Source organism: Pantoea deleyi, from assembly GCF_022647325.1.
GTDB classification, from domain to species: Bacteria; Pseudomonadota; Gammaproteobacteria; order Enterobacterales; family Enterobacteriaceae; genus Pantoea; species Pantoea deleyi.
Genome location: NZ_CP071405.1, coordinates 3,469,833 through 3,491,877, shown reverse-complemented (window position 1 = coordinate 3,491,877; position 22,045 = coordinate 3,469,833). Strand labels below are relative to the sequence as shown.

Genomic DNA, 22,045 nt, shown 5'->3' with positions numbered 1-22,045 from the left:
TTTTCGAGCAAGCGGCAGCAATCCGGGCCAAACTAATGTATTGTTGCTTAGTGTGATCTTGAGTTTGCAGAATTTCGCGCGGCTAATGAGAGGCTTTACCGCAGGGGCGGTCGAGGGTTGTCATTAGTCGCGAGGATGCAACTGAAGATTGGTAATCAATGGCGGGCTACAGATAGCCCTGCCCCGAAGTTAAGGACTTTGATTTTGCTGAATCCGATCGTACGCAAATTCCAATATGGTCAACATACCGTCACGCTGGAAACCGGCATGATGGCTCGCCAGGCGACGGCTGCTGTGATGGTGAGCATGGACGATACTGCCGTGTTCGTTACCGTAGTCGGCCAGAAAAAAACCAAACCAGGTCAGGATTTCTTCCCACTGACCGTCAACTATCAGGAGCGTACTTACGCTGCTGGTCGTATCCCGGGCAGCTTCTTCCGTCGTGAAGGCCGCCCAAGCGAAGGCGAAACCCTGATCGCGCGTCTGATTGACCGCCCGATTCGCCCGCTGTTCCCGGAAGGCTTCATCAACGAAGTTCAGGTTATCGCTACCGTTGTGTCTGTGAACCCACAGGTTCATCCGGACATCGTTGCGATGATCGGTGCTTCCGCTGCGCTGTCGCTGTCTGGCCTGCCATTCAACGGCCCAATCGGTTCTGCACGCGTGGGTTACATCAACGACCAGTACGTCCTGAACCCGACTGCCGATGAGCTGAAACAGTCTCGTCTGGATCTGGTTGTTGCCGGTACGCAGAATGCCGTTCTGATGGTGGAATCTGAAGCTGAGATCCTGTCAGAAGAGCAGATGCTGGGCGCCGTGGTCTTTGGTCACGATCAGCAGCAGGTTGTTATCGAAAACATCAACGCTCTGGTTGCAGAAGCGGGTAAACCGCGCTGGGACTGGCAGCCAGAAGCCGCCAACACGCCACTGATCTCGCGTGTGGCTGCCCTGGCCGAAGCGCGCATCAGCGACGCTTACCGCATCACGGATAAGCAGGAGCGTTACACCCAGGTTGGCGTCATCAAAGACGAAACCATTGCGGCGCTGCTGGCTGAAGACGAAACGCTGGATAGCGCTGAAATCGGCGACATCGTACACAGCCTTGAGAAGAACGTCGTTCGTACCCGTATCCTGAACGGCGAACCACGTATCGACGGCCGTGAAAAAGATATGATCCGCGGTCTGGACGTGCGCACTGGCGTTCTGCCACGTACTCACGGTTCATCACTGTTTACCCGTGGTGAGACGCAGGCACTGGTGACCGCAACGCTGGGTACGACCCGTGATGCGCAGAACCTGGATGAGCTGATGGGCGAACGTACCGACAGCTTCCTGTTCCATTACAACTTCCCTCCATACTCTGTCGGCGAAACCGGCATGGTAGGTTCGCCGAAGCGTCGTGAAATTGGTCACGGTCGTCTGGCGAAACGCGGCGTGTTAGCGGTAATGCCAAAAGCGGAAGATTTCCCTTACACCGTGCGTGTGGTTTCTGAAATCACCGAATCTAACGGCTCCTCTTCAATGGCCTCTGTCTGCGGTGCCTCTCTGGCGCTGATGGATGCGGGTGTGCCAATCAAAGCCGCCGTTGCGGGTATCGCAATGGGCCTGGTGAAAGAAGATGAGAAGTTTGTTGTTCTGTCAGACATCCTGGGCGACGAAGATCACCTGGGCGACATGGACTTCAAAGTAGCCGGTAGCCGTGAAGGTATCACCGCGCTGCAGATGGATATCAAAATCGAAGGCATCACGCGTGAAATCATGCAGGAAGCGCTGAACCAGGCCAAGGGTGCGCGTCTGCACATTCTGGGCGTCATGGAACAGGCTATCAGCACGCCACGCACTGAGATTTCTGAATTTGCGCCACGCATCTACACCATCAAAATCAGCTCTGACAAGATCAAAGATGTGATCGGTAAAGGCGGCTCAGTGATTCGTGCACTGACCGAAGAGACCGGCACAACGATCGAAATCGAAGATGACGGTACCGTGAAAATCGCTGCGACCGACGGTCTGAAAGCGAAAGAAGCGATTCGTCGTATCGAAGAGATTACGGCTGAGATCGAAGTTGGCCGCATCTATAGTGGTAAAGTGACCCGTATCGTTGACTTCGGTGCCTTCGTGGCTATCGGCGGCGGTAAAGAAGGTCTGGTTCACATTTCACAAATCGCGGATAAGCGCGTTGAGAAAGTGACCGACTACCTGCAGATGGGTCAGGAAGTACCGGTGAAGGTGATGGAAGTTGACCGCCAGGGCCGCGTACGTCTGAGCATCAAAGAAGCGACAGAATCTAAGCCGCAGACTGAAGACGCTGCAGCGGTGACCACGCCTGACGCGGAATAAATCGTTGCTGATTTGCCCCTCTCTGCCTGGCAGAGAGGGGCGTTTGTATCATCGCGAGGGCGGGAATCCTTGTGCAGGGCAGGCGGATGACAGGATGGTTATCCCAATGTTTGTATTCGGGAGTGGGAAATGAAGCCTTTTCTGCGCTGGTGTTTTGTTGCGACAGCTCTGACGCTGGCAGGATGCAGCAACTCCAATTGGCGTAAGAACGAAGTTCTTGCAGTGCCGTTACAGCCCACACTGCAGCAGGAAGTGATACTGGCGCGCATGGAACAAATTCTTGCCAGTCGCGCTCTCACCGATGATGAACGCGCACAGCTGTTATATGAGCGCGGAGTGTTGTATGATAGTTTAGGTCTGCGGGCACTAGCGCGGAACGATTTTTCGCAAGCGCTGTCTATCAGACCAGATATGCCCGAAGTGTTTAACTATTTAGGCATATACTTAACGCAGGCGGGCAACTTTGATGCCGCCTATGAAGCGTTCGATTCTGTACTTGAGCTTGAACCAACTTACAACTATGCGCATTTAAATCGTGGTATCGCCCTCTATTACGGTGGTCGATACAAGTTAGCGCAAGATGATCTGCTGGCGTTTTATCAAGACGATCCTAACGATCCTTTCCGCAGTCTGTGGCTCTATCTCGTTGAACGTGAGATGGATGCTGACAAGGCAAAAGTCGCGCTAAAACAGCGTTACGACAAAGCGGTCAGAGACCAATGGGGATGGAATATTGTCGAGTTCTACCTTGGAGATATCAACGAGAAAGCGTTGATGGAAAGTCTCAAGGCGGACGCAACGGATAACACCTCGCTCGCTGAACATCTCAGTGAAACCAACTTCTATTTAGGTAAGTACTACCTAAGTCTGGGGGAGAAGGACGACGCGAAAGCGTTGTTCAAACTGGCGGTGGCCAACAACGTCAATAACTTTGTTGAACACCGATACGCATTGTTGGAACTGGCGCAACTCGGCCAGGCACAAGACGATTTATCAGAATCTGACCAGCAATAGCTGACGAACTTAATTTGCCTGTAAAACCCGTTAAGTCATCATCTTAAAGGATGAGGGCTTTTCTGTTCGTCAAAACTTCTAATTTGAGCCGGTTCACACTTTTTGATGAAAATGACTGAAAGTTTTCACGACGAGTTATGTAGACTGGCCGCCGCAATCTAAGAGGCACGTGTACTACATGACTGATATTCAAACCACTTTTGCTGACCTTGGCCTGAACGCCGACATCCTTGAATCACTGAATGGCATGGGCTACGTCAAGCCCTCCCCAATCCAGGCTGAGTGTATTCCTCACCTGCTGGCGGGCCGTGACGTGTTAGGCATGGCGCAGACCGGGAGTGGTAAAACTGCGGCGTTCTCTCTGCCGCTGTTAAACAACATTGACCCTGCTGTTAAAGCACCTCAGATCCTGGTGCTGGCACCTACCCGCGAACTGGCGGTACAGGTTGCTGAAGCAGTCACTGAATTCTCTAAACACATGCGCGGCCTGAACGTGGTTGCCCTGTACGGCGGCCAGCGTTATGACGTGCAGCTGCGCGCACTGCGTCAGGGACCACAGGTTGTTGTGGGTACCCCTGGCCGTCTGCTTGACCACCTGAAACGTGGCACGTTAGATCTCTCTAACCTGCGCGGCCTGGTGCTGGACGAAGCCGACGAAATGCTGCGTATGGGCTTCATCGAAGACGTTGAAACCATCATGGCGCAGATCCCGGAAGGTCATCAGACCGCACTGTTCTCTGCCACCATGCCGGAAGCGATTCGTCGCATCACTAAACGCTTCATGAAAGATCCACAGGAAGTGCGTATTCAGTCAAGCCTGACCACGCGCCCTGACATCAGCCAGAGCTACTGGACCGCTTACGGTCGTAAAACAGATGCACTGGTTCGCTTCCTGGAAGCGGAAGATTTCGATGCGGCCATCATCTTCGTGCGTACTAAAAACGCCACGCTGGAAGTGGCCGAAGCCCTGGAGCGTAGCGGCTATAACAGCGCGGCTCTGAACGGTGACATGAACCAGGCACTGCGTGAGCAGACGCTGGAGCGCCTGAAAGATGGTCGTCTGGACATCCTGATTGCAACCGACGTTGCGGCCCGTGGCCTGGACGTTGAGCGCATCAGCCTGGTTGTGAACTACGACATCCCGATGGATGCAGAATCTTACGTTCACCGTATCGGCCGTACCGGTCGTGCCGGTCGTGCTGGCCGCGCGCTGCTGTTCGTTGAGAACCGCGAGCGTCGTCTGCTGCGCAACATCGAACGTACGATGAAGCTGACGATCCCTGAAGTAGAACTGCCTAACGCAGAACTGCTGGGTCAGCGCCGTCTGGCCAAGTTCGCCGCGAAAGTCCAGCAGCAGCTGGAGAGCAGCGATCTGGATCAGTACCGTGCTCTGCTGACCAAGATGCAGCCAGAAGATGAGCTGGATCTGGAAACCCTGGCAGCCGCACTGCTGAAGATGGCACAGGGCGAACGTCCGCTGATTCTGCCACCAGAAGCACCACGTCCGCCACGTCGCGAATACCGCGATCGTGATGACCGTGATGGCCGTCGTGACAGCCGTGAAGCGCGTTCTCCGCGTGATAGCCGTGATGGCGACCGTCCACGTCGCGAACGTCGTGACGTTGGCGAGATGCAGCTGTACCGCATCGAAGTGGGTCGCGATGATGGTGTTGAAGTACGTCACATCGTCGGCGCTATCGCTAACGAAGGCGACATCAGCAGCCGTTACATCGGTAACATCAAGCTGTTTGGCAACCACTCGACTATCGAGCTGCCGAAAGGCATGCCAGGCGATGTGCTGCAGCACTTCACCCGTACGCGTATTCTGAACAAGCCGATGAATATGCAGCTGCTGGGTGATGCACAGCCAAACGAAGGCCGTGGTGACCGTCGTCCTGCGGGCGGTGATCGTCGCAACGGTCCAGGCGCTGGTAACCGTGAAGGTGGTCGTCGCTTCTCTTCTGAGCGCCGTGAAGGTGGTCGTGAAGGCGGACGCAGCTTCAACCGTGAAGGTGGCCGCGGCCCACGTCGTGAAGATGGCGCAGCCGCTCCACGTCGTCGCGATGCATAACGCCATCCTGTCGTAATAAAAAGGGAAGCCACTGGCTTCCCTTTTTTTATGCCTGTCAGGCCCCGCCGCTGATTGTCACGCGATCGCCGCTGACCCAGGCGGACTCTTCCGACGCCAGAAACAGCGCAACCTGCGCCACATCCTCCGGCAGGCCAAATCGCCCCAGCGGCGTTGCAGCCAGCAGCTGCGCCTTCAGCTGTGGACTCATTCTCTTCGCAGCCAGTAAACCCTCTGTGAGTATCATCCCCGGCGCCAGCGCGTTCACCCGGATATGCCGGGGGCCCAGTTCGCGCGCCAGCCCCTGGGTCAGCGTATCCACCGCCCCTTTGGTCGCCGCCCAGAGGACGGAGCCGGGCGTGCTGTTTTTACTGTTCAGGGCGCTCAGGTTAATAATGCTGCCGCCGTGAGCGGGAAAGTGACGAATCGCCTCCTGACAGACCAGCAGCGTGCCGATCAGGTTAACGTTAATCTGCTGCTGCATCTCCTCCTGCGTCAGTGCCTCAAACTCGCCATGATGGAAACAGCCCGCATTGTTCACCACAATGTCGGGTGCGCCGAAACAGGAGAGCGTCGTGGCGAAGAGGCGTTCCACCTCCCGATGCGAAGCGATGTCCGCCTGCACCGCCACGGCTTCACTGCCCAGTGCGGTGATATCGCTGACCACATCCGCAGCGCCGGCCTCATCCTGACGATAGTTCACCACGACCCGGGCGCCCGCCGTGGCAAAGGCGATCGCGATCGCCGCGCCAATGCCTTTGGATGCACCGGTCACCAGTGCGACTTTATTCTGCAGTGCCTTCATTATGTTGTTCTCCGCCGTAATGATTGCGTCGACAGACTATGCGCGCTGGTGCAGACAAGCGGGTAGCGCAATCCTGCAAGCTTTTTGCACGATCCTGCAAATCTGAGGCAACGGGACAGGCTTTCCGCTCCGCGTCAGGTACTATCAGCAGGGTGTGCGGCAGGGGAGAGCAGAATGCGCGAGAGTGACAAGTGGCAGGTGCTGGCTGAGCTGATCGACCATCATGCACCGGAAGATGGGCGGCACGGCAGTGCGATAGACTGCCTGTTCTTTGCCCGGGTTTCGGCACCGACGGAGCCGATGCACTTTGCCCAATGGGCCAGCTTTGCGCTGGTGGCGCAGGGCGGCAAGGCGCTGCATATCGGGGACGAGGTGCTGCACTACGGTCCGGGAGATCTGCTGCTGGTGACGCTGGATATGCCGGTGCGCGCCTGCGTAACCCAGGCCACGCCGGACAAGCCGAATCTGGGGATTGGCATCGCGATCAATGAGTCGCGGCTGAGGCGCTACCTCGAACAGTTTCCGCCGACGCTGCCGCTGCCGATCCCGGACAGTGAGCGCGGCGTCACCGTGCATAAGGTGTCGCCTTTGCTGGTGGATGCGGTGATCCGGCTGGTGCGCCTGCTGGATCACCCCAGCGATATCGAGGCGCTGGCCCCGCTTATCGAGCAGGAGATCTTTTACCGGCTGCTGACCGGACCGGAAGGGTCGCGGATATTGAATATGGCGCTGGCCGAACGGCCCGGCCACCGGGTGGCACAGGCGGCGCGCTGGCTGCGGGAGAATTTTCATCAGCCGCTGAAGATCGATCGGCTCGCCAGCAGCGTCGGCATGAGTGTCTCTTCGCTGCATCATCATTTTAAAGCCGTCACGGCGATGACGCCGATGCAATATCAGAAACAGCTGCGGCTCAACGAGGCGCGGCGTCTGATGCTGGTGGAAAAGCTGGATGCCGGGACGGCAGGCTATCGGGTGGGATATCAGAGCGCGTCACAGTTCAGCCGGGAGTATCGCCGCCTGTATGGGCAATCCCCGGCCAGAGACAGTCGTCAGCAGGCGGTGAGCCAGGAGAGCCTGCGCCCACCGCAAAACTAGTTACAGGCTGTTTGCCGCTTCCATCGCAATCGCAAAGGAGCGCAGGCGGGCCTCGGTGTCAAAAATCTGTCCATTGACCATGATCTCATCTGCCTGCGTTTCGCGCATCAGTGAGGCCAGACCGTGCCGCACCTTATCGGCATCGCCGACCAGCGACATGCTCAGCGCCTGCTGAACGCCATACTGTTCTGACGGCGACCAGAGGTTATCCATGTTCTCCACCGGCGCCGGTAGCGGACCCGGTTTTCCACGGCGCAGGTTGATAAACTGCTGCTGCTGCGAGGTAAACAGGAAGCGCGCATCACGCTCACTGTCAGCCGCGATCACGTTAATGCAGACGGTGGCATAAGGCTTGTCGAGGCGCGCCGAAGGCTGGAAATTCTCGCGGTAGACGTGCAGAGCCTGGAACAGCTGGTCGGGCGCAAAATGGGAGGCAAACGCAAACGGCAGACCCATTTTTGCCGACAGCTGCGCGCTGTAGAGGCTGGAACCGAGCAGCCAGACCGGGATCTTCAGGCCCAGACCGGGCACCGGCTGAACCGGGAGCTGCGTATCCGCCCCGGCATCAAACCAGTTGATCAGTTCGGCCACATCTTCGGGAAAGGTGTCGGCGTGCAGATTGGCCTGATGACGACGCAGCGCCATCATGGTGCGCTGGTCGGAGCCTGGCGCCCGGCCCAGACCGAGATCGATACGGCCAGGATAGAGCGAAGCCAGCGTGCCAAACTGCTCGGCGATCACCAGCGGCGCGTGGTTAGGCAGCATGATGCCGCCCGACCCCAGCTTCAGTGTCTCGGTGTTAGCTGCCAGATAGCCGATCAGCACCGCCGTTGCGGCGCTGGCGATCCCCGTCATGTTGTGATGTTCAGCCAGCCAGTAGCGTTCGTAGCCCAGCTTTTCAGCCTGACGCGCCAGCGCCAGCGAATTGTGGAACGCATTGCGTGCGGTCGCGCCCTGGGGGATCGGCGCAAGATCCAGCACGGACAGGCGAAGAGGTTTTTTATCAGACATGACTACTCCCGTTGTATGGCACAGGCGTAGAAAACCTGCACCATTTAGTATTACGCATCATGCCTTATATTAAAACTGCTAACCTCAGCAGGAATATAGCCGGTATGTGCTTTTACTCAGGATGCCAGCGTCATACCGGCCAGTTTACGCCAGTAACCGTTACAATCGCTGCCTTTCGCGACCATTAGCGGCGCCTCACCATTTTCATTGGCACGGAAACGATCGATTTCGGCCAGCGTGGATGCATCCTGCGGCGAGAGCCGCACGCAATCGACATGGTTGCGCATACCGGCCAGGTCGTTGCCCAGGTTATAGCAGTAGCCACTCATGGTCTGAATACCATTCAGGACAAACACCTGCTGCCCTTCCTGAGAGTTGACGCGACGGCCTGTGGGGTAGCGGATGCAGCAGGTTTCGCAATCATCCCTGGTGCGGTTTTCCGAGCGGGCAGTAAAGCAGCGCGCGGAGAGCGCCAGAGGCAGATGACCGTAGCCCAGCACCTCCACGTCAAACTGCTGGCGGATCCCCCGCGCCTCGCACTGCGCCAGCAGCTGCAGCAGCCAGTCACGCGACATCTCCACCGGCATACACCAGCGCGTCATCCCCTCTTTGACCAGCAGTTGCAGCGTGTCGGCGTTATAGACATTCAGCGTCGGCCCCGCGACAAACGGCAGATGGCGCTCAGCGGCCATGTTGACCGTGCCGATATCATTGGCCTCGATCAGAAACTCCCCGTTGTCGACGTAGCGCTGCAGCTCTTTCAGCTCGGAGGGCGACTGCAGCAGCGCCAGCGTGCTCAGCACCACCTGTTTGCCGCTGGCCGCGACCGCGCGGGCCAGTTCCATCCAGCGTGCATAGGGTGTGGCGCGGCGTTTACTGCACACCGCTTCGCCGAGATAAATAATATCCGCGCGGCTTCGGGCGGCCTGCTGGTAAAAATCGTCCAGCTTATCGGTTGGCCAGTACCAGAGCACCGGCCCAAGGGCATATTGCATCATCATTCCTTATTGCCATTCACGGTGATAAGCACCCAGCGTGGTTTGTGTGCCTTCGGAGAGATCGCCCAGCGTCTGCATCCACTGCGGCGCGATCGCAAACTGTTCCGGCTGCGCCTTGCAGCGATCGATCGCCTGACGCCAGACGCGCGCCACATCGGCGACGTAGGCGGGGCTGCGCTGACGGCCTTCGATCTTCACCGAGGCGATGCCCGCCCGCAGCAGCTCCGGCAGCAGTTCCAGGGTGTTCAGACTGGTGGGCTCCTCCAGCACGTGATAGCGCTGGTCGTTCACCTCATACCGTCCTTTGCACAGCGTCGGATACCCGGCGCTTTCATCCGGGGCGTAGCGGTCGATCAAGACCTCATTCAGACGCGACTCCATCCCCTGCGGTGTCTGCTGCCAGCGCACAAACTTCGCCGGTGAGCAGGCGCCAGCGCTGTTAGGCGATTCGCCGGTGAGCCAGGAGGAGAGATAGCAGCGGCCTTCCGCCATGATGCACAGGCTGCCAAAGGCGAACACCTCCAGCGGCACCGGCGTACTGCGCGCCAGCTGCTTCACCTGATGAATCGACAGCACGCGCGGCAGCACCACGCGCTGCAGACTGAAGTGGCGATGATAGAAGCGAATCGCCTCCAGATTGGTGGCAGAGGCCTGCACTGACAGATGGCGTTCGACCTCCGGATAACGCGTGGCGGCGTACTCTAGCGTGGCGATATCCGCCAGGATCAGCGCGTCGGCCCCGTTCTGCGCGGCGACATCAATCGCCCGCTGCCAGCGTCCCATGCCATCCGGATGGGCAAAGGTATTGATCGCGACATGCAGTTTGCGGCGATGCTGATGCAGATAGCGCGCCGCTTCCGCCAGCTTTTTGTCGGTAAAATTCAGGCCCGCAAAATGGCGGGCGTTGGTGTCATCTTTCAGCCCCACATACACCGCATCCGCGCCATTCTCTACGGCGGTGCGCACTGCGGGTAAGTTTCCTGCCGGGCAGAGCAGTTCCATAGGTGTTCCTCTCAACATGCAGACGGGCGTCGAGTCTAGGCATCTGGCCCGATTAGCATGTTGATTTAAGGCAGTGAAATGCCAGTTCACCCGCACGGGGGGCGCTTTTTATTCCGCCTGTGACGGCGGTTTTTATTGATCCCGGATGAGGCGCGTCAAAAAGGATATGGCAATATACGTAAAATTTTCTGAAGGGAGTGATGAAAGTGTTAGAGCGGTTACATGCCCATTTTGTGAAAAACGGTCCTAAAATCTTAGGCTTACCCGCAGCGCTTACCCCATTCCCGCTCAAGAAGCGGCTTCTGCAACAACTCTTAAACTGGCAATTTCGTCATGCTTTGGCTGAAGGTGAGTTAGACTTTCTGAACGGTCGCCGGCTGGGTATCGGGATTGCCGATCTTAATCTGCAATGGATAACCACGCTGGAGGATGGCCGACTGGCGGTATTGCAGCAGTCCGAAGCGGATGTCTGGTTTCGGGGCAATGCCAATGATCTGTTGCTTGTGGCAGCACGTAAAGCAGATCCCGACATGCTGTTCTTTCAACGCCGGCTGGTGATTGAAGGGGACACTGAACTGGGACTTGAGGTGAAAAACGTAATGGATGCTATTGAACCCGAGGCTATGCCCGCCGCGTTGCGCACGGCCATTCAGCAGATGGCGGCGTTTGTTGAAGCCGGGATGAAACAGGACGCGAAGGCCACGCAGGCGCGCGCAGGTGCCGCATGTTGATCCGTAGCGAAATTGGTATGGATGCGGCCGGTATCGATGCGCTGCTGAAGCGCTGCTTCGCCACGTCCGCCGAGGCGGACCTGACGCAGGCGCTGCGTGAAGATGGCCTGCTGACCCTGGGCGTGGTCGCCACGGATGATGAAGGGCAGGTGCTGGGCTACGCCGCCTTCAGCCCGGTCAGCGTGCAGGGTGAAGATCGCGGCTGGGTCGGACTGGCTCCGCTGGCCGTCGATGAGACGCTGCGCGGCCAGGGGATCGCCAGCAAGCTCATTTATGAGGGGCTGGATACGCTGAATGAGTTTGGCTACAGCGCGGTCGTGGTGCTGGGCGACCCGGCGCTGTTCGGCCGTTTTGGCTTTGAACCGGCGGCCCGCCACGGTCTGCAAAGCCGCTGGCCAGGCTCCGGGGCGACGTTCCAGGTTTACCGTCTGGCGGATAACGCCTTTGATGGGGCCGAAGGGCAGATCGACTACGCCGAACCCTTTAATCGTCTGCGGTAATCCCCAGCCAGCGCGCCAGATGAGCAGGCTGACCCGCGACCAGCAGTAATTTCTGCTGCCGGGTCAGCTGCTTAACCTGATACTCCAGTCGGGAGGCGCTGGCGCGATCGCCCGCCTCGCAGTGAAACATCAGCTCCAGCGGACCTTTGCCGCGCAGCGCACGGGCGCCGCGCCCGCTCTGATGCTGAGCGACCCGGCGTGCCACATCGGTGGTGATGCCGGTATAGAGACTCCCTTTCGCCGTCCGGACGATGTAGAGTTGCCACTGCTGACTCATCGCAATTACGTTCCCAGAAAAGATGCCGGCCAGTGTAACGCGCTTCACGCTGCCGTGCCCAGCCAGGAGTTTATCTTGTCCGATCACGCCCATCTGGTTCGCTACCTCAGAAAGCAGCATGTGCTGTCGCTCTGCTGCACCGCCGACGATCAACTGTGGTGCGCGAACTGTTACTACGTCTTTGATGAAACACGCATGGCCTTCTGGATCATGACCGAACCCGATACCCGTCACGGTGCATTAATGGCGCAGAATCCGCAGGTGGCGGGCACCGTTAACGGCCAGCCCCGAAGCGTGCTGCTGATCAAAGGCGTGCAATACCGTGGCCGGGTCGTCCGGCTGACGGGGGCGGCGGAAAATCTCGCCAGAACCGCGTATCAGAAACGTTTTCCGGTCTCGCGAAAAGTGTCGGCGCCGCTGTGGGAGATCACGCTGGAGGAGGTGAAGATGACGGATAATGCGCTGGGATTTGGCAAAAAGATCGGCTGGCAGAGAACGGGATAGAACGCCCTTTTCAGCGGAAAAGGGCGTCGCAGGCTTACAGCGCTTCGAGGATCCGCAGGGATTCGCGGTTGAAGGCTGGCAGATCGGCCGGGGTACGGCTGGTGACCAGCTTGTCACCGTCGACGACCACTTCTTTGTCGTGGAAGTCAGCGCCGGCGTTGATCAGGTCAATGGCAACGGCCTTGACCGTCGTCATCTTGCGGCCGCGCACGCCGTTGGCGCTGATCAGCAGCTGTGGGCCGTGGCAGATAGCAAAGATAGGCTTGCCGCTGGCGACAAACTCTTTGGTAAAGGCCACGAAACGATCGTCACCGCGCAGAGCGTCGGGCGAATGGCCGCCTGGCAGTAACAGGGCGTCGAATTCCGCCGGGCTGACGTCATCAATGCTGCGATCGATGGTCACTTCCGCTTCGCCTTTTTTGCCCTTAACCACATTACCGGCTTGTTTCTCAATGGTGACCACGTCGAAACCCGCGCGTTTGTAGACCTCAGCGGGTGAGGTAAACTCTGAGTCTTCAAATTCATCGGTAATCAAAACCGCAACTTTCTTGCTCATTTTTTTCCTCCTAAGACATGCAGAGCGCAGGGCGCGCTTTCCGTTAACGCTCTAAGCCTGGTCGCTAAGTGTGAGAACGCAAGCCAGCCCGTTAAGATCAGCTATCTTTTAACCTGTCAGCAGCGAAATAAGGATGAATCTGAGATGAATCGCGTATTACTGACCGGTGCCACCGGTTTAGTCGGGTCGCATCTGCTGCGCTTACTGATTGAGGATCCGCGTGTCGATGAGATCATCGCGCCCACCCGCCGGCCACTGCCTGCGATGCGCAAAGTGGTGAATCTGGTCGAGGCCGACCTCACCGATGTTCTGGGGCCGCTGCAGGGGGCGCTGGATACGGTATTCTGCTGTCTCGGCACCACCCGCAAAGCGGCGGGCAGCAAACAGGCCTTTATTCACGTTGATTACACCCTGGTGGTGGACACCGGCTTAAGTGGATTACGTCTGGGGGCGAAGCAGATGCTGGTGGTCAGCGCACACGGCGCTAACCGGCACTCGCCGTTCCTGTACAACCGCGTCAAAGGCGAGATGGAGAATGCGCTGCGTCATCAGGGCTGGCCGCGCCTGACGCTGGTGCGGCCCTCTCTGCTGCTGGGCGATCGCGCGCAGAAGCGCGGAGGCGAGCGTCTGATGGCGCCGATCTTTTCGCTGCTGCCGGGCAACTGGCGGGCGGTGCAGGCGCGCGACGTGGCGCGCTGCCTGCACCAGCAGGCTTTCACGCCTGGCGACGAGCGCGTCACGATCGTTGAATCGGGCGCGATCCCGCGTCACTCAGCGTAGCTGCCAGATAATCTGATTACGGCTGCCGCGCCATTGCAGCGTGGCATCCTTCTCCTCCTCGATAAAACGGCCATCGATCAGCACGTCCAGATAGTCCAGCACCGCGCGCTGCGCCGCGTCCAGCGCCGCCATCCGGTAACCGGTCCAGAGCCAGATATCTTTATCCGGACAGCACTGCCGCACCCGTTTAACCAGACGACGAATGTGCGGCACGTTGTGCGGATGCAGCGGATCGCCCCCGCTCAGCGACAGACCCTGGCGCGGAATGCGCGTGTCCTGCAGGTCGGCCAGCAGCTGCTCCTCCATCGCCAGCGTAAAGGGAATGCCGGAATCGATGCGCCAGGTGCTCTGGTTGTAGCAGCCGCGGCACTGATGTTCGCACCCGGCGACAAACAGCGTGCAGCGGGTGCCGGGGCCATTCACGATATCCACATCATAGTAGCGATGGATATGCATCATCCCAGCGGCCCCTCTGCCATATGTTTCACCCGACGCAGAACCTCCTGCTGTTTCCCGGCGTTGAAAGGCCGTGCATCCGGGCTGCCCAGATAGCCGCAGACCCGTCGGGTCACCGAGACGCGCGCCGGATCGTGGTTGCCGCAGTTGGGGCAGGTAAAGCCGCGACTGGTGCAGGCGAACTCGCCGCTGAAGCCGCAGTCGTAGCACTCATCGATGGGCGTATTGGTGCCGTAGTAGGGCACGCGGTCGTAGCTGTAATCCCAGACATCCTCCAGCGCCCGAAGGTTGTGCTGCACGTTCGGGTATTCGCCGTAACAGATGAATCCGCCGTTCGCCAGCGGTGGATAGGGCGCTTCAAAGTCGATTTTGTCGTAGGGATTGACCTTCTTCGCAACGTCGAGATGGAAGCTGTTGGTGTAGTAGCCTTTGTCGGTCACGCCGGGCACTACGCCGAACTGCGCGGCATCAAGGCGGCAGAAGCGGTCGCACAGGTTCTCGCTTGGCGTACTGTAGAGGCTGAAGCCGTAGCCGGTTTCCGCTTTCCAGCGATCGGTCGCCTCGCGCATCCGGGCGATGATCTCTACCCCTTTGGCGCGCAACGCCGCGTCGTCGTAGGGATGCCGCTGACCGCCGCTGAGCGCATTCAGGGTTTCATGCAGGCCGATAAAGCCCAGCGACAGCGATGCGCGGCCATTGCGGAAGATCGGGCCGACCTCATCATCGGCGTTCAGCCGCACGCCGCAGGCGCCCTCCATATAGAGGATCGGGGCGACGCGTGCTTTGGTTTTCTCCAGCCGCGCCACCCGCGTCATCAGCGCCCGCTTAGCCAGCAGCAATCGCACATCGAGCAACGTCCAGAAGCGCGCCTCGTCACCCTCTGCCTCCAGTGCGATGCGCGGCAGATTTACGCTGATCACGCCAATATTGTTGCGGCCCTCATGAATCTGCTCGCCGTTCTCCTCATAGACGCCCAGGAAGCTGCGGCAGCCCATTGGCGTTTTAAAGGAGCCGGTGACTTTTACGACCTGATCGTAATTGAGGATGTCGGGATACATCCGCTTGCTGGCGCACGCCAGTGCCAGCTGCTTGATGTCGTAATTCACGTCACCGGCCCGGCGGTTAACGCCTTCACGTATCGTGAACACCAGTTTAGGGAACACGGCGGTTTTATGATTTCTGCCCAGTCCGGCCAGCCGGTTACGCAGAATGGACTGCTGAATCAGCCGGGCGGCCCAGCTGGTGCCCAGGCCGAATCCAAAGGTGACAAACGGCGTCTGCCCGTTGGCGGTGTGCAGGGTATTCACCTCATACTCCAGCGACTGAAAAGCATCGTAGCACTCTTTCTCCGTCCGCTGGCGGGCATACTGTTCAGCCTGCGGGATCTGCCACTCTTCGGCGATCGCCAGATGGCGGGCATAGCTCAGCTCAACAAACGGGGCGAGCACTTCATCAATGCGGTTGATGGTGGTGCCGCCATAGATGTGGCTGGCGACCTGGGCGATGATCTGCGCGGTCACGGCGGTGGCGGTGGCGATCGATTTCGGCGGCTCGATCCCGGCGTTGCCCATTTTAAAGCCGTTGGTCAGCATGCCTTTCAGATCGATCAGCATACAGTTGAACATCGGGAAGAAGGGGGCGTAGTCGAGATCGTGATAGTGGATCTCGCCGCGCTCGTGCGCCAGCACCACATCGCGGGGCAGCATCTGCTGCTGCGCATAGTGCTTCGCGACGATCCCGGCCAGCAGATCGCGCTGTGTCGGGATCACTTTGCTGTCTTTGTTGGCATTCTCATTCAGCAGCGCGGCGTTGGTCTGATCGACCAGGCCGCGAATGGCGTGATGCAACCGGCTCTGACGATCGCGGGCGACATCGCGATCGTGGCGGTATTCGATCCAGACGCGGGCCAGCTGCGGGTAAGGGCCCGTCATCAGTGTCTCTTCGACCGCGCACTGAATTTCATGAATGGCCACTTCCGGACGATCGGCCAGCTGCCCGGCCACCCGCTCCGCGACCTGAGCGCACCAGGCTCTGTCCTCGATGTCTGCTGCCCGCGCCGCGGCTGCCACGGCCTGCTCAATACGCTGCGCATCAAAGGCCGTCCGGCATCCATCCCGCTTGATTACCACCGTTGCCATTTCTCTCTCCGTAAACTACATATGGGGGTCGAGGAGATTCTATTATCTACATGTAGTGATTTCTGCGAATTAATGCATACAGATTTGACCTGAAACAAGGAAGCCGCAACCGGCAGAAAAAGGGGGCAAAAGCCAGAAGCGGTATCCGGCTCAGGTGCCGGACGGGGGGCAAAAGGCTGCGGCAGGCGCGGCTGCCGCCAGGAAAAAGGGGATGTGCTGACGCGCGCGACGACCGGCAGAACCGGCCACCGCGGCCTCAGGCGGGTCCGCTGACGGAGTGGCGGCGCACCAGCGTCGGGCTGAACATGTGGGTGACTTCCGGCAGCGGCAGATCGTTGGCCAGCGCCAGTGCCAGCTGGGCCGCCTGCTGCGCCATCGTGACGATCGGGTAGCGGACGGTGGTCAGGCGCGGTCGCACATAGCGGGAGACCAGCACATCATCGAAGCCGATGAGTGACATCTCCTCCGGCACGCGGACGCCGTTATCGCTCAGTACCGCCAGTGCACCCGCCGCCATCGAGTCGTTGTAGCAGGCGACGGCGGTAAAATTCCTGCCGCGCCCCAGCAGTTCGGTCATCGCCTGCTCACCGCCCACCTCATCCGGCTCGCCCCAGGTGACCAGCCGGTCGCTGCACGGCAGACCGTGCTCTTTCAGCGCGTCGTAATAGCCCTGCAGGCGATCTTCGGCGTCGGAGATGGTGTGAGTCGAGCAGATAAAGGCGATATTCTGATGGCCGAGCTGGATCAGGTGACGGGTCGCCAGCCAGGCGCCGTAGCGGTCGTCGAGGGCGATGCAGCGCTTTTCAAAGCCTTTGATCAGCCGGTTCAGCAGCACCATACCCGGCACCTGCTTCATCAGCACTTCCAGCTCGGCATCGGGGATTTTCTTGGCGTGAACCACCAGCGCCGCGCAGCGATGCCGCATCAGCTGTTCAATTGCCTGCCGCTCTTTTTGCTCATTATGGTAACCGTTACCAATCAGCAGGAAGTTACCGGTGTCACCGGCGACCTCATCCACGGCTTTTACCATCGCGCCAAAAAAGGGATCGGAAACGTCACCGACAATCAGGCCGAGCGTTTCGGTCGATTGCTGCGCCAGCGCGCGTGCGTTGGCGTTCGGGTGGTACTGAAGCTGCTCCATCGCCTCACCTACGGCCTGTCGGGAGCTGTCGCTGGCTTTGGGAGAATTATTGATTACACGGGAGACTGTGGCGACAGAAACGCCAGCCAGTCGCGCAACATCCTTTATGGTAGCCATGCGTTGACCTGCTTTGGGGAAAACGTTTACACATCGCATCAGTGTTACGGAAAAGGGCGGCCACATCAACCCGACAGAATGCCAGCGTCGTCGCAAAAAGGGGCAAAAACGGCCGCGCTCGCGCATCTTCTGTTGAGGCGCCGCGCCATGTTATGCTCAATCTCTCACCTGGCAACCGTGAAAAACCATAATGAAAACCAAAGTGCCACATCTGGCGCACTGGGGCGCGTTTACCGCCGTCACTGAAAACGATCGCCTGACGGGCTGCGAACCCTTCTTCGCCGATGCCGATCCGTCACCGATGATCCATACCATTCCTGAGCTGGTCTATTCCGACCGTCGTATCCGCCAGCCGATGGTACGGCGCTCGTGGCTGAAGTCACGCGAGAAGAGTGACCGCACGCTGCGTGGCCGGGAAGATTTTGTCGCCGTTGACTGGGAAACCGCGCTGGATCTGGTGGCGGACGAGAATCGCCGTGTGCGCGATCGCTACGGCGCATCGGGCATCTTCAACGGCTCCTACGGCTGGTCATCGGCCGGTCGCGTCAACCACGCCCGTACCCTGGTGCGTCGCTTCTACTTTCAGGGCGGCGGCGGCGTCGATCAGCAGGGTAACTACAGCTGGGGCGCCGCGCAGTTCTTCCTGCCCTATGTGATCGGCACCTATATGCCGCTGACCGGGCGCGTCACGGAATGGCCGCAGGTGGTGGAACATGCCGAAATATTTATCGCCTTTGGCGGGCTGGCGCTGAAAAACGCCCAGGTCGCTTCAGGGGGCGCAGGGCAGCACAGCCTGAAACCGGCGCTGATGCAGCTGGCCGCCAAAGGCACGCCGGTGATTAACATCAGCCCGATGCGTGATGACTGCCCGGAATTTGTGAATGCCGAGTGGATTCCGATTCGCCCCAATACCGATGTGGCGCTGATGCTGGCGCTGGGGCATGAGATCACCCAGCGCGGGGCGGTGGACGAGGCGTTTCTCGCCAGCCACTGCACCGGCTGGCCGCAGCTGCGCGCCTACCTGCTGGGCGAAACTGATGGCGTGGCCAAAACCGCAGGCTGGGCCAGCCGCATCACCGGCATTCCGGCTGACCGCATTGTCCGGCTGGCGCAGCAGCTTACCGGCAGGCGCAGTTTTATCACCTGCTCCTATTCGGTTCAGCGCGCCCATCGCGGCGAACAGCCTTACTGGATGATGATCGCGCTCTCGTCGATGCTCGGTCAGCCGGGCCTGCCGGGCGCGGGATTCTCGTTCGGACACGGCTCAATGAACAGCGTCGGCAATCCGCGTCAGGAGGGACCTGCGCCGATGATGAGCACCGGCCCGAACCCCAGCGGGCTGTCGATTCCGGTCGCACGCATCAGCGATATGCTGCTCAATCCCGGCCAGCCTTATGCGTTCCAGGGCGAAACGCTGCACTATCCCGACATCCACATGGTCCACTGGGCAGGCGGCAATCCGTTCCACCATCACCAGCAGCTGAACCGGCTGGTAGAGGGCTGGCAGCGGCCCGACACGGTGGTGGTGCAGGATATCGTCTGGACGCCTGCGGCGCAGATGGCCGACATCGTGCTGCCGGCCACGACCACGCTGGAGCGCAACGATATCGGCGGCTCCTCCCGCGATCGCTTTGTGCTGGCGATGCATCAGGCGATTAAGCCGCAGCATCAGGCGCGCAACGACTTCGATATTTTTGCCGACCTGGCCGAGCGCCTCGGCTATCGCGACACCTTCACCGAGGGGCGCAATGAGATGCAGTGGATTGAACATCTCTATCAGCAGTGCGCCACGGCGCATCAGCGCAAAGGCATCGATTTTCCGGCGTTTGAGGCGTTCTGGCAGCGCGGCTTCGTGGAAATTCCGGAAGGCGGCAAGCCCTATCAGTTTATGGAAGAGTTCCGGGCCGATCCGCAGGCGCATCCGATCCGCACGGCCAGCGGCAAAATCGAGCTTTTCAGTCAGACCATCGCGGACTATCAGCTGGAGGACTTCGCCGGGCATCCGGAATGGCGTGAGCCGCAGGAGTGGCTGGGATCGCCGGTCAGCCGCGACTATCCGCTGCACATGATTTCGATTCAGCCCGCCGACCGGCTGCACAGCCAGCTGGATGGCACCGACACCGTGCAGGGCAATAAGACTGCTGGCCACGAAACGCTCTATATGCACCCTCAGGATGCGGCGGCGCGCGGGCTGGCAGAGGGCGATGAGATCGAGGTGAGTAACGCCCGTGGCGTGATGCTGGCAGGCGTGCGGATCACCGACGGCGTGACGCCGGGCGTGGTGATTATCGCGACCGGCGCCTGGTTCGATCCGGGCTTCGGCAAAGCCTGGCAGCCCTGGGATCGCGCGGGTAACCCGAACGTGCTGACGCTCGACATCGGCACCTCGTCGCTGACGCAGGGGCCCAACGCCATGAGCTGCCTGGTGGAAATCAAAAAACATCAGGATTGCACAATAGCGTAAGGATCTCATGGCTGGTTACATTTTGCGGGTAACTGTTGCGTTTGAGTGATGGCAGCCGATCAATCCCCCTTGCTACATTCAGGGTCCCAGAGGTATTGATGGGTGAACATCAATAGATTTTCTTGATTACACCAACCTGCGCAGATGCGCAGGTTTTTTTTGCCCGTCATCTGCTGCCGATAACGAACTGATACACAGTTTTCCTGTTATACGGCCAGCGCTTTCTTTATAACTGCTGGCACCAGCCCCTTTCTCTTTATTTTGCGCAGCGGAATGCCATGCCCCGGATTAAAAAACTACTGGGAAAAGACCAGATAAAAGCTCCGTTTAACCCTTTTCGTTTTCGGCTGATCTGCCTGGGTGTGATGACCTGCCTGGTGGTACTGCTGGCGCGCGTCGCGGACCTGCAGTTCCTGAATCAGCCAATGCTGGAACACGAAGCGGATCAGCGTTCGCTGCGAACCGTGACGCTGCCAACCAGCCGCGGCACCCTGCTGGATCGCAACGGTGAAGCGCTGGCGCTCAGCGTGCCATCGCGCGATGTCATCGCCGATCCGCAGCGCGTGCTGGAGAGCAACCCCGATTTTACCAGTGCCAAATGGGCCTATCTGGCGGCCGCGCTCAACACCCGCCCTGAAGAGCTGGCGGCGCAGATCACGGCCAACCCGAAGCGTCGCTTCCTCTATCTGGGGCGCAAAGTTGAACTGGGCATCGCCAAAGATATTAAAGAGCTGAAGCTCAAAGGCATCAGCGAGGTCTATGACGACAGCCGTTTCTATCCGATGAGCGAAGCCTCTGCGCCGCTGATCGGCATCGTGGGTGCGGACAACGTGGGCCTGAACGGACTGGAAAAAGGGTTCGATAAGGTGCTGCAGGGTGAGCCGGGCAAAGAGGTATATCGTCAGGATGCGGCAGGTAACATCATCGCGATGATCAACTATCAGCCGCCGACGCAGCCGCCGACCGTCCAGCTCAGCATCGACAAATATGATCAGTACACGCTCTACAGCAAGCTGCGCGATGGCGTGCTGCTCAACAAGGCCGACTCCGGTGCCGCGGTGCTGGTGAAGATCGACACCGGTGAGATTCTGGCGATGGCCTCCTATCCGTCGTTCAACCCCAACAACTATGAAGGGGCCACCCCGGCGCAGATGCGTAACTCCGCCATCAACGACAGCTATGAACCGGGTTCGACCGTTAAGCCGCTGGTGGTGATGGAGGCGCTGGAGCGTCACCTGGTGCGGCCGGATTCAGTGATCGACACCACGCCCTACAGCGTCAACGGCCATCTGATCCGTGACGTCGGCCACTGGCCGCGCCTGACCATGACCGGGATCCTGCAGAAGTCGAGTGACATCGGCGTTTCGCACATGGCGCTGGCGATGCCTGCTGAAGCGCTGGTGAATACTTACCACGCCTTTGGGCTGGGCAAGCCGACCGGCCTGGGACTGACCGGTGAAAGCGTCGGTTATTTTCCACTGCACCGCGCCCGCTGGGCGGATATCGAACGGGCCACCTTCTCGTTTGGCTACGGGCTGCGCGTAACGCCGCTGCAGATCGCCCGTGAATACGCCACCCTCGGTTCATATGGTATCTACCGTCCGCTGTCGATCACCCGCGTGACGCCACCGGTGCTGGGCAAGCAGGTTGCTAACCCGGAAACGGTGAAAGAGGTGGTGCACATGCTGGAGAGCGACGTGCTGCCGGGCGGAACCGGGCTGAAAGCCGCCGTGCCAGGCTACCGTCTGGCGACCAAAACCGGTACGGCCGAAAAGATGGGTGCCAGCGGCAAATATGATGGCGGTTACGTCAACTACACGGCGGGCCTTGCGCCAGCCAGCCACCCGGAAGTGGCGCTGGTGGTCATGATTAACCATCCGACCGCGGGCGACCACTTCGGTGGCTCGGTTGCAGCCCCGGTTTTCGGCAATATCATGGGGCCGGTGCTGAAGCATATGAATATTGCACCGGATGCCATCTACACCAAACCGGCGGCCAGTCCTTCGGATAAATCTTAGTTAAATCAGAGTGTAAGCGGGGTGTGAAAG

The 22,045-nt window shown here is 59.4% G+C and carries 20 protein-coding genes; 11 read left to right on the top strand and 9 right to left on the bottom strand.

Annotation, left to right across the window (positions count from 1 at the left end):
• The first annotated feature begins 204 nt into the window (after positions 1 to 204).
• The 4 genes from pnp to J1C59_RS16365 all read left to right on the top strand — a co-directional run bounded on the left by pnp (position 205) and on the right by J1C59_RS16365 (position 5,425).
• Positions 205 to 2,340 (top strand): polyribonucleotide nucleotidyltransferase, encoded by a 2,136-nt coding sequence (gene pnp, locus J1C59_RS16375; RefSeq protein ID WP_140916841.1) that lies wholly within the window; start codon positions 205 to 207, stop codon positions 2,338 to 2,340.
• A 129-nt stretch (positions 2,341 to 2,469) separates the two neighbouring features.
• The gene (gene nlpI, locus J1C59_RS16370) at positions 2,470 to 3,354 is read left to right on the top strand and encodes a lipoprotein NlpI (protein WP_128084002.1); all 885 of its coding nucleotides are present in this window, start codon (positions 2,470 to 2,472) and stop codon (positions 3,352 to 3,354) included.
• Between the two features lie 105 nt (positions 3,355 to 3,459).
• Positions 3,460 to 3,516, top strand: a complete 57-nt coding sequence (gene yrbN, locus J1C59_RS21890) for a protein YrbN (RefSeq protein ID WP_098053093.1) — start codon at positions 3,460 to 3,462, stop codon at positions 3,514 to 3,516.
• A 16-nt stretch (positions 3,517 to 3,532) separates the two neighbouring features.
• Entirely contained in the window at positions 3,533 to 5,425 is a 1,893-nt protein-coding gene (locus J1C59_RS16365) for a DEAD/DEAH family ATP-dependent RNA helicase (protein ID WP_128084003.1), read from the top strand.
• Between the two features lie 55 nt (positions 5,426 to 5,480).
• Here the strand turns inward: J1C59_RS16365 and J1C59_RS16360 are convergent, their stop codons facing one another.
• Complete coding sequence (locus J1C59_RS16360; RefSeq protein WP_140916842.1) at positions 5,481 to 6,227, bottom strand: SDR family NAD(P)-dependent oxidoreductase; 747 nt, start codon at positions 6,225 to 6,227, stop codon at positions 5,481 to 5,483.
• Positions 6,228 to 6,401: 174 nt separating this feature from the next.
• Here J1C59_RS16360 and J1C59_RS16355 point away from each other — a divergent pair, with 174 nt between their 5' ends.
• Positions 6,402 to 7,322 carry an AraC family transcriptional regulator gene (locus J1C59_RS16355; protein ID WP_128084004.1) on the top strand — a complete coding sequence of 307 codons (921 nt, stop codon included), beginning with the start codon at positions 6,402 to 6,404 and terminating at the stop codon, positions 7,320 to 7,322.
• Here the strand turns inward: J1C59_RS16355 and J1C59_RS16350 are convergent, their stop codons facing one another.
• From J1C59_RS16350 to ubiU, 3 genes are all read right to left on the bottom strand, one after another.
• Complete coding sequence (locus tag J1C59_RS16350; protein ID WP_128084005.1) at positions 7,323 to 8,333, bottom strand: luciferase-like monooxygenase; 1,011 nt, start codon at positions 8,331 to 8,333, stop codon at positions 7,323 to 7,325.
• A 116-nt stretch (positions 8,334 to 8,449) separates the two neighbouring features.
• Complete coding sequence (locus J1C59_RS16345; protein ID WP_128084006.1) at positions 8,450 to 9,328, bottom strand: U32 family peptidase; 879 nt, start codon at positions 9,326 to 9,328, stop codon at positions 8,450 to 8,452.
• A gap of 9 nt (positions 9,329 to 9,337) precedes the next feature.
• Entirely contained in the window at positions 9,338 to 10,333 is a 996-nt protein-coding gene (gene ubiU / locus J1C59_RS16340) for a ubiquinone anaerobic biosynthesis protein UbiU (protein ID WP_128084007.1), read from the bottom strand.
• A 200-nt stretch (positions 10,334 to 10,533) separates the two neighbouring features.
• Between ubiU and ubiT the strand changes: the two genes are divergently transcribed.
• Positions 10,534 to 11,064, top strand: a complete 531-nt coding sequence (gene ubiT, locus J1C59_RS16335) for a ubiquinone anaerobic biosynthesis accessory factor UbiT (RefSeq protein ID WP_422615477.1) — start codon at positions 10,534 to 10,536, stop codon at positions 11,062 to 11,064.
• Positions 11,058 to 11,564 carry a GNAT family N-acetyltransferase gene (locus tag J1C59_RS16330; RefSeq protein WP_128084008.1) on the top strand — a complete coding sequence of 169 codons (507 nt, stop codon included), beginning with the start codon at positions 11,058 to 11,060 and terminating at the stop codon, positions 11,562 to 11,564. Before ubiT ends, J1C59_RS16330 begins: the two co-directional genes overlap by 7 nt.
• Here the strand turns inward: J1C59_RS16330 and J1C59_RS16325 are convergent.
• The gene (locus tag J1C59_RS16325) at positions 11,548 to 11,841 is read right to left on the bottom strand and encodes a GIY-YIG nuclease family protein (RefSeq protein ID WP_167498247.1); all 294 of its coding nucleotides are present in this window, start codon (positions 11,839 to 11,841) and stop codon (positions 11,548 to 11,550) included. The two genes, J1C59_RS16330 and J1C59_RS16325, sit on opposite strands and share 17 nt — an antisense overlap.
• A gap of 75 nt (positions 11,842 to 11,916) precedes the next feature.
• Between J1C59_RS16325 and J1C59_RS16320 the strand changes: the two genes are divergently transcribed.
• On the top strand, positions 11,917 to 12,345 hold the full coding sequence (locus tag J1C59_RS16320) for a YhbP family protein (RefSeq protein WP_128084010.1): 429 nt from the start codon (positions 11,917 to 11,919) through the stop codon (positions 12,343 to 12,345).
• Between the two features lie 34 nt (positions 12,346 to 12,379).
• Here J1C59_RS16320 and J1C59_RS16315 read toward each other — a convergent pair whose 3' ends face one another.
• Entirely contained in the window at positions 12,380 to 12,901 is a 522-nt protein-coding gene (locus J1C59_RS16315) for a type 1 glutamine amidotransferase domain-containing protein (protein WP_111139567.1), read from the bottom strand.
• Between the two features lie 144 nt (positions 12,902 to 13,045).
• Here J1C59_RS16315 and J1C59_RS16310 point away from each other — a divergent pair, with 144 nt between their 5' ends.
• Entirely contained in the window at positions 13,046 to 13,681 is a 636-nt protein-coding gene (locus tag J1C59_RS16310; protein WP_140916843.1) for an NAD-dependent epimerase/dehydratase family protein, read from the top strand.
• On the opposite strand, the gene nrdG is transcribed toward J1C59_RS16310, so the two are convergent.
• The 3 genes from nrdG to galR form a co-directional block, all read right to left on the bottom strand.
• Positions 13,673 to 14,140 (bottom strand): anaerobic ribonucleoside-triphosphate reductase-activating protein, encoded by a 468-nt coding sequence (nrdG, locus tag J1C59_RS16305; protein WP_128086925.1) that lies wholly within the window; start codon positions 14,138 to 14,140, stop codon positions 13,673 to 13,675. The two genes, J1C59_RS16310 and nrdG, sit on opposite strands and share 9 nt — an antisense overlap.
• On the bottom strand, positions 14,137 to 16,275 hold the full coding sequence (gene nrdD / locus J1C59_RS16300; protein WP_128086924.1) for an anaerobic ribonucleoside-triphosphate reductase: 2,139 nt from the start codon (positions 16,273 to 16,275) through the stop codon (positions 14,137 to 14,139). Before nrdD ends, nrdG begins: the two co-directional genes overlap by 4 nt.
• A gap of 256 nt (positions 16,276 to 16,531) precedes the next feature.
• Positions 16,532 to 17,533, bottom strand: coding sequence for an HTH-type transcriptional regulator GalR (gene galR / locus J1C59_RS16295; RefSeq protein ID WP_111138561.1), 1,002 nt, complete (start codon positions 17,531 to 17,533; stop codon positions 16,532 to 16,534).
• 190 nt (positions 17,534 to 17,723) lie between these two features.
• On the opposite strand from galR, the gene J1C59_RS16290 reads away from it, so the two are divergent.
• Positions 17,724 to 19,997 carry a molybdopterin guanine dinucleotide-containing S/N-oxide reductase gene (locus J1C59_RS16290; protein WP_140916844.1) on the top strand — a complete coding sequence of 758 codons (2,274 nt, stop codon included), beginning with the start codon at positions 17,724 to 17,726 and terminating at the stop codon, positions 19,995 to 19,997.
• Between the two features lie 278 nt (positions 19,998 to 20,275).
• A complete protein-coding gene (locus J1C59_RS16285) occupies positions 20,276 to 22,015 on the top strand; it encodes a penicillin-binding transpeptidase domain-containing protein (protein WP_128086444.1) in 1,740 nt (579 codons plus the stop codon).
• Positions 22,016 to 22,045: the final 30 nt, after the last annotated feature.

What these genes read in the sequence shown, in the direction of transcription:
- nrdG (WP_128086925.1), bottom strand. Translation starts at nt 14,140, where the DNA reads ATGATGCATATCCATCGCTACTATGATGTGGATATCGTGAATGGCCCC.
- J1C59_RS16365 (WP_128084003.1), top strand. Translation starts at nt 3,533, where the DNA reads ATGACTGATATTCAAACCACTTTTGCTGACCTTGGCCTGAACGCCGAC.
- nlpI (WP_128084002.1), top strand. Translation starts at nt 2,470, where the DNA reads ATGAAGCCTTTTCTGCGCTGGTGTTTTGTTGCGACAGCTCTGACGCTG.
- ubiU (WP_128084007.1), bottom strand. Translation starts at nt 10,333, where the DNA reads ATGGAACTGCTCTGCCCGGCAGGAAACTTACCCGCAGTGCGCACCGCC.
- J1C59_RS16285 (WP_128086444.1), top strand. Translation starts at nt 20,276, where the DNA reads ATGCCCCGGATTAAAAAACTACTGGGAAAAGACCAGATAAAAGCTCCG.
- J1C59_RS16315 (WP_111139567.1), bottom strand. Translation starts at nt 12,901, where the DNA reads ATGAGCAAGAAAGTTGCGGTTTTGATTACCGATGAATTTGAAGACTCA.
- J1C59_RS16290 (WP_140916844.1), top strand. Translation starts at nt 17,724, where the DNA reads ATGAAAACCAAAGTGCCACATCTGGCGCACTGGGGCGCGTTTACCGCC.
- J1C59_RS16345 (WP_128084006.1), bottom strand. Translation starts at nt 9,328, where the DNA reads ATGCAATATGCCCTTGGGCCGGTGCTCTGGTACTGGCCAACCGATAAG.
- ubiT (WP_422615477.1), top strand. Translation starts at nt 10,534, where the DNA reads ATGAAAGTGTTAGAGCGGTTACATGCCCATTTTGTGAAAAACGGTCCT.
- J1C59_RS16310 (WP_140916843.1), top strand. Translation starts at nt 13,046, where the DNA reads ATGAATCGCGTATTACTGACCGGTGCCACCGGTTTAGTCGGGTCGCAT.
- J1C59_RS16350 (WP_128084005.1), bottom strand. Translation starts at nt 8,333, where the DNA reads ATGTCTGATAAAAAACCTCTTCGCCTGTCCGTGCTGGATCTTGCGCCG.
- J1C59_RS16330 (WP_128084008.1), top strand. Translation starts at nt 11,058, where the DNA reads ATGTTGATCCGTAGCGAAATTGGTATGGATGCGGCCGGTATCGATGCG.
- J1C59_RS16325 (WP_167498247.1), bottom strand. Translation starts at nt 11,841, where the DNA reads ATGAGTCAGCAGTGGCAACTCTACATCGTCCGGACGGCGAAAGGGAGT.
- J1C59_RS16360 (WP_140916842.1), bottom strand. Translation starts at nt 6,227, where the DNA reads ATGAAGGCACTGCAGAATAAAGTCGCACTGGTGACCGGTGCATCCAAA.
- galR (WP_111138561.1), bottom strand. Translation starts at nt 17,533, where the DNA reads ATGGCTACCATAAAGGATGTTGCGCGACTGGCTGGCGTTTCTGTCGCC.
- J1C59_RS16355 (WP_128084004.1), top strand. Translation starts at nt 6,402, where the DNA reads ATGCGCGAGAGTGACAAGTGGCAGGTGCTGGCTGAGCTGATCGACCAT.
- nrdD (WP_128086924.1), bottom strand. Translation starts at nt 16,275, where the DNA reads ATGGCAACGGTGGTAATCAAGCGGGATGGATGCCGGACGGCCTTTGAT.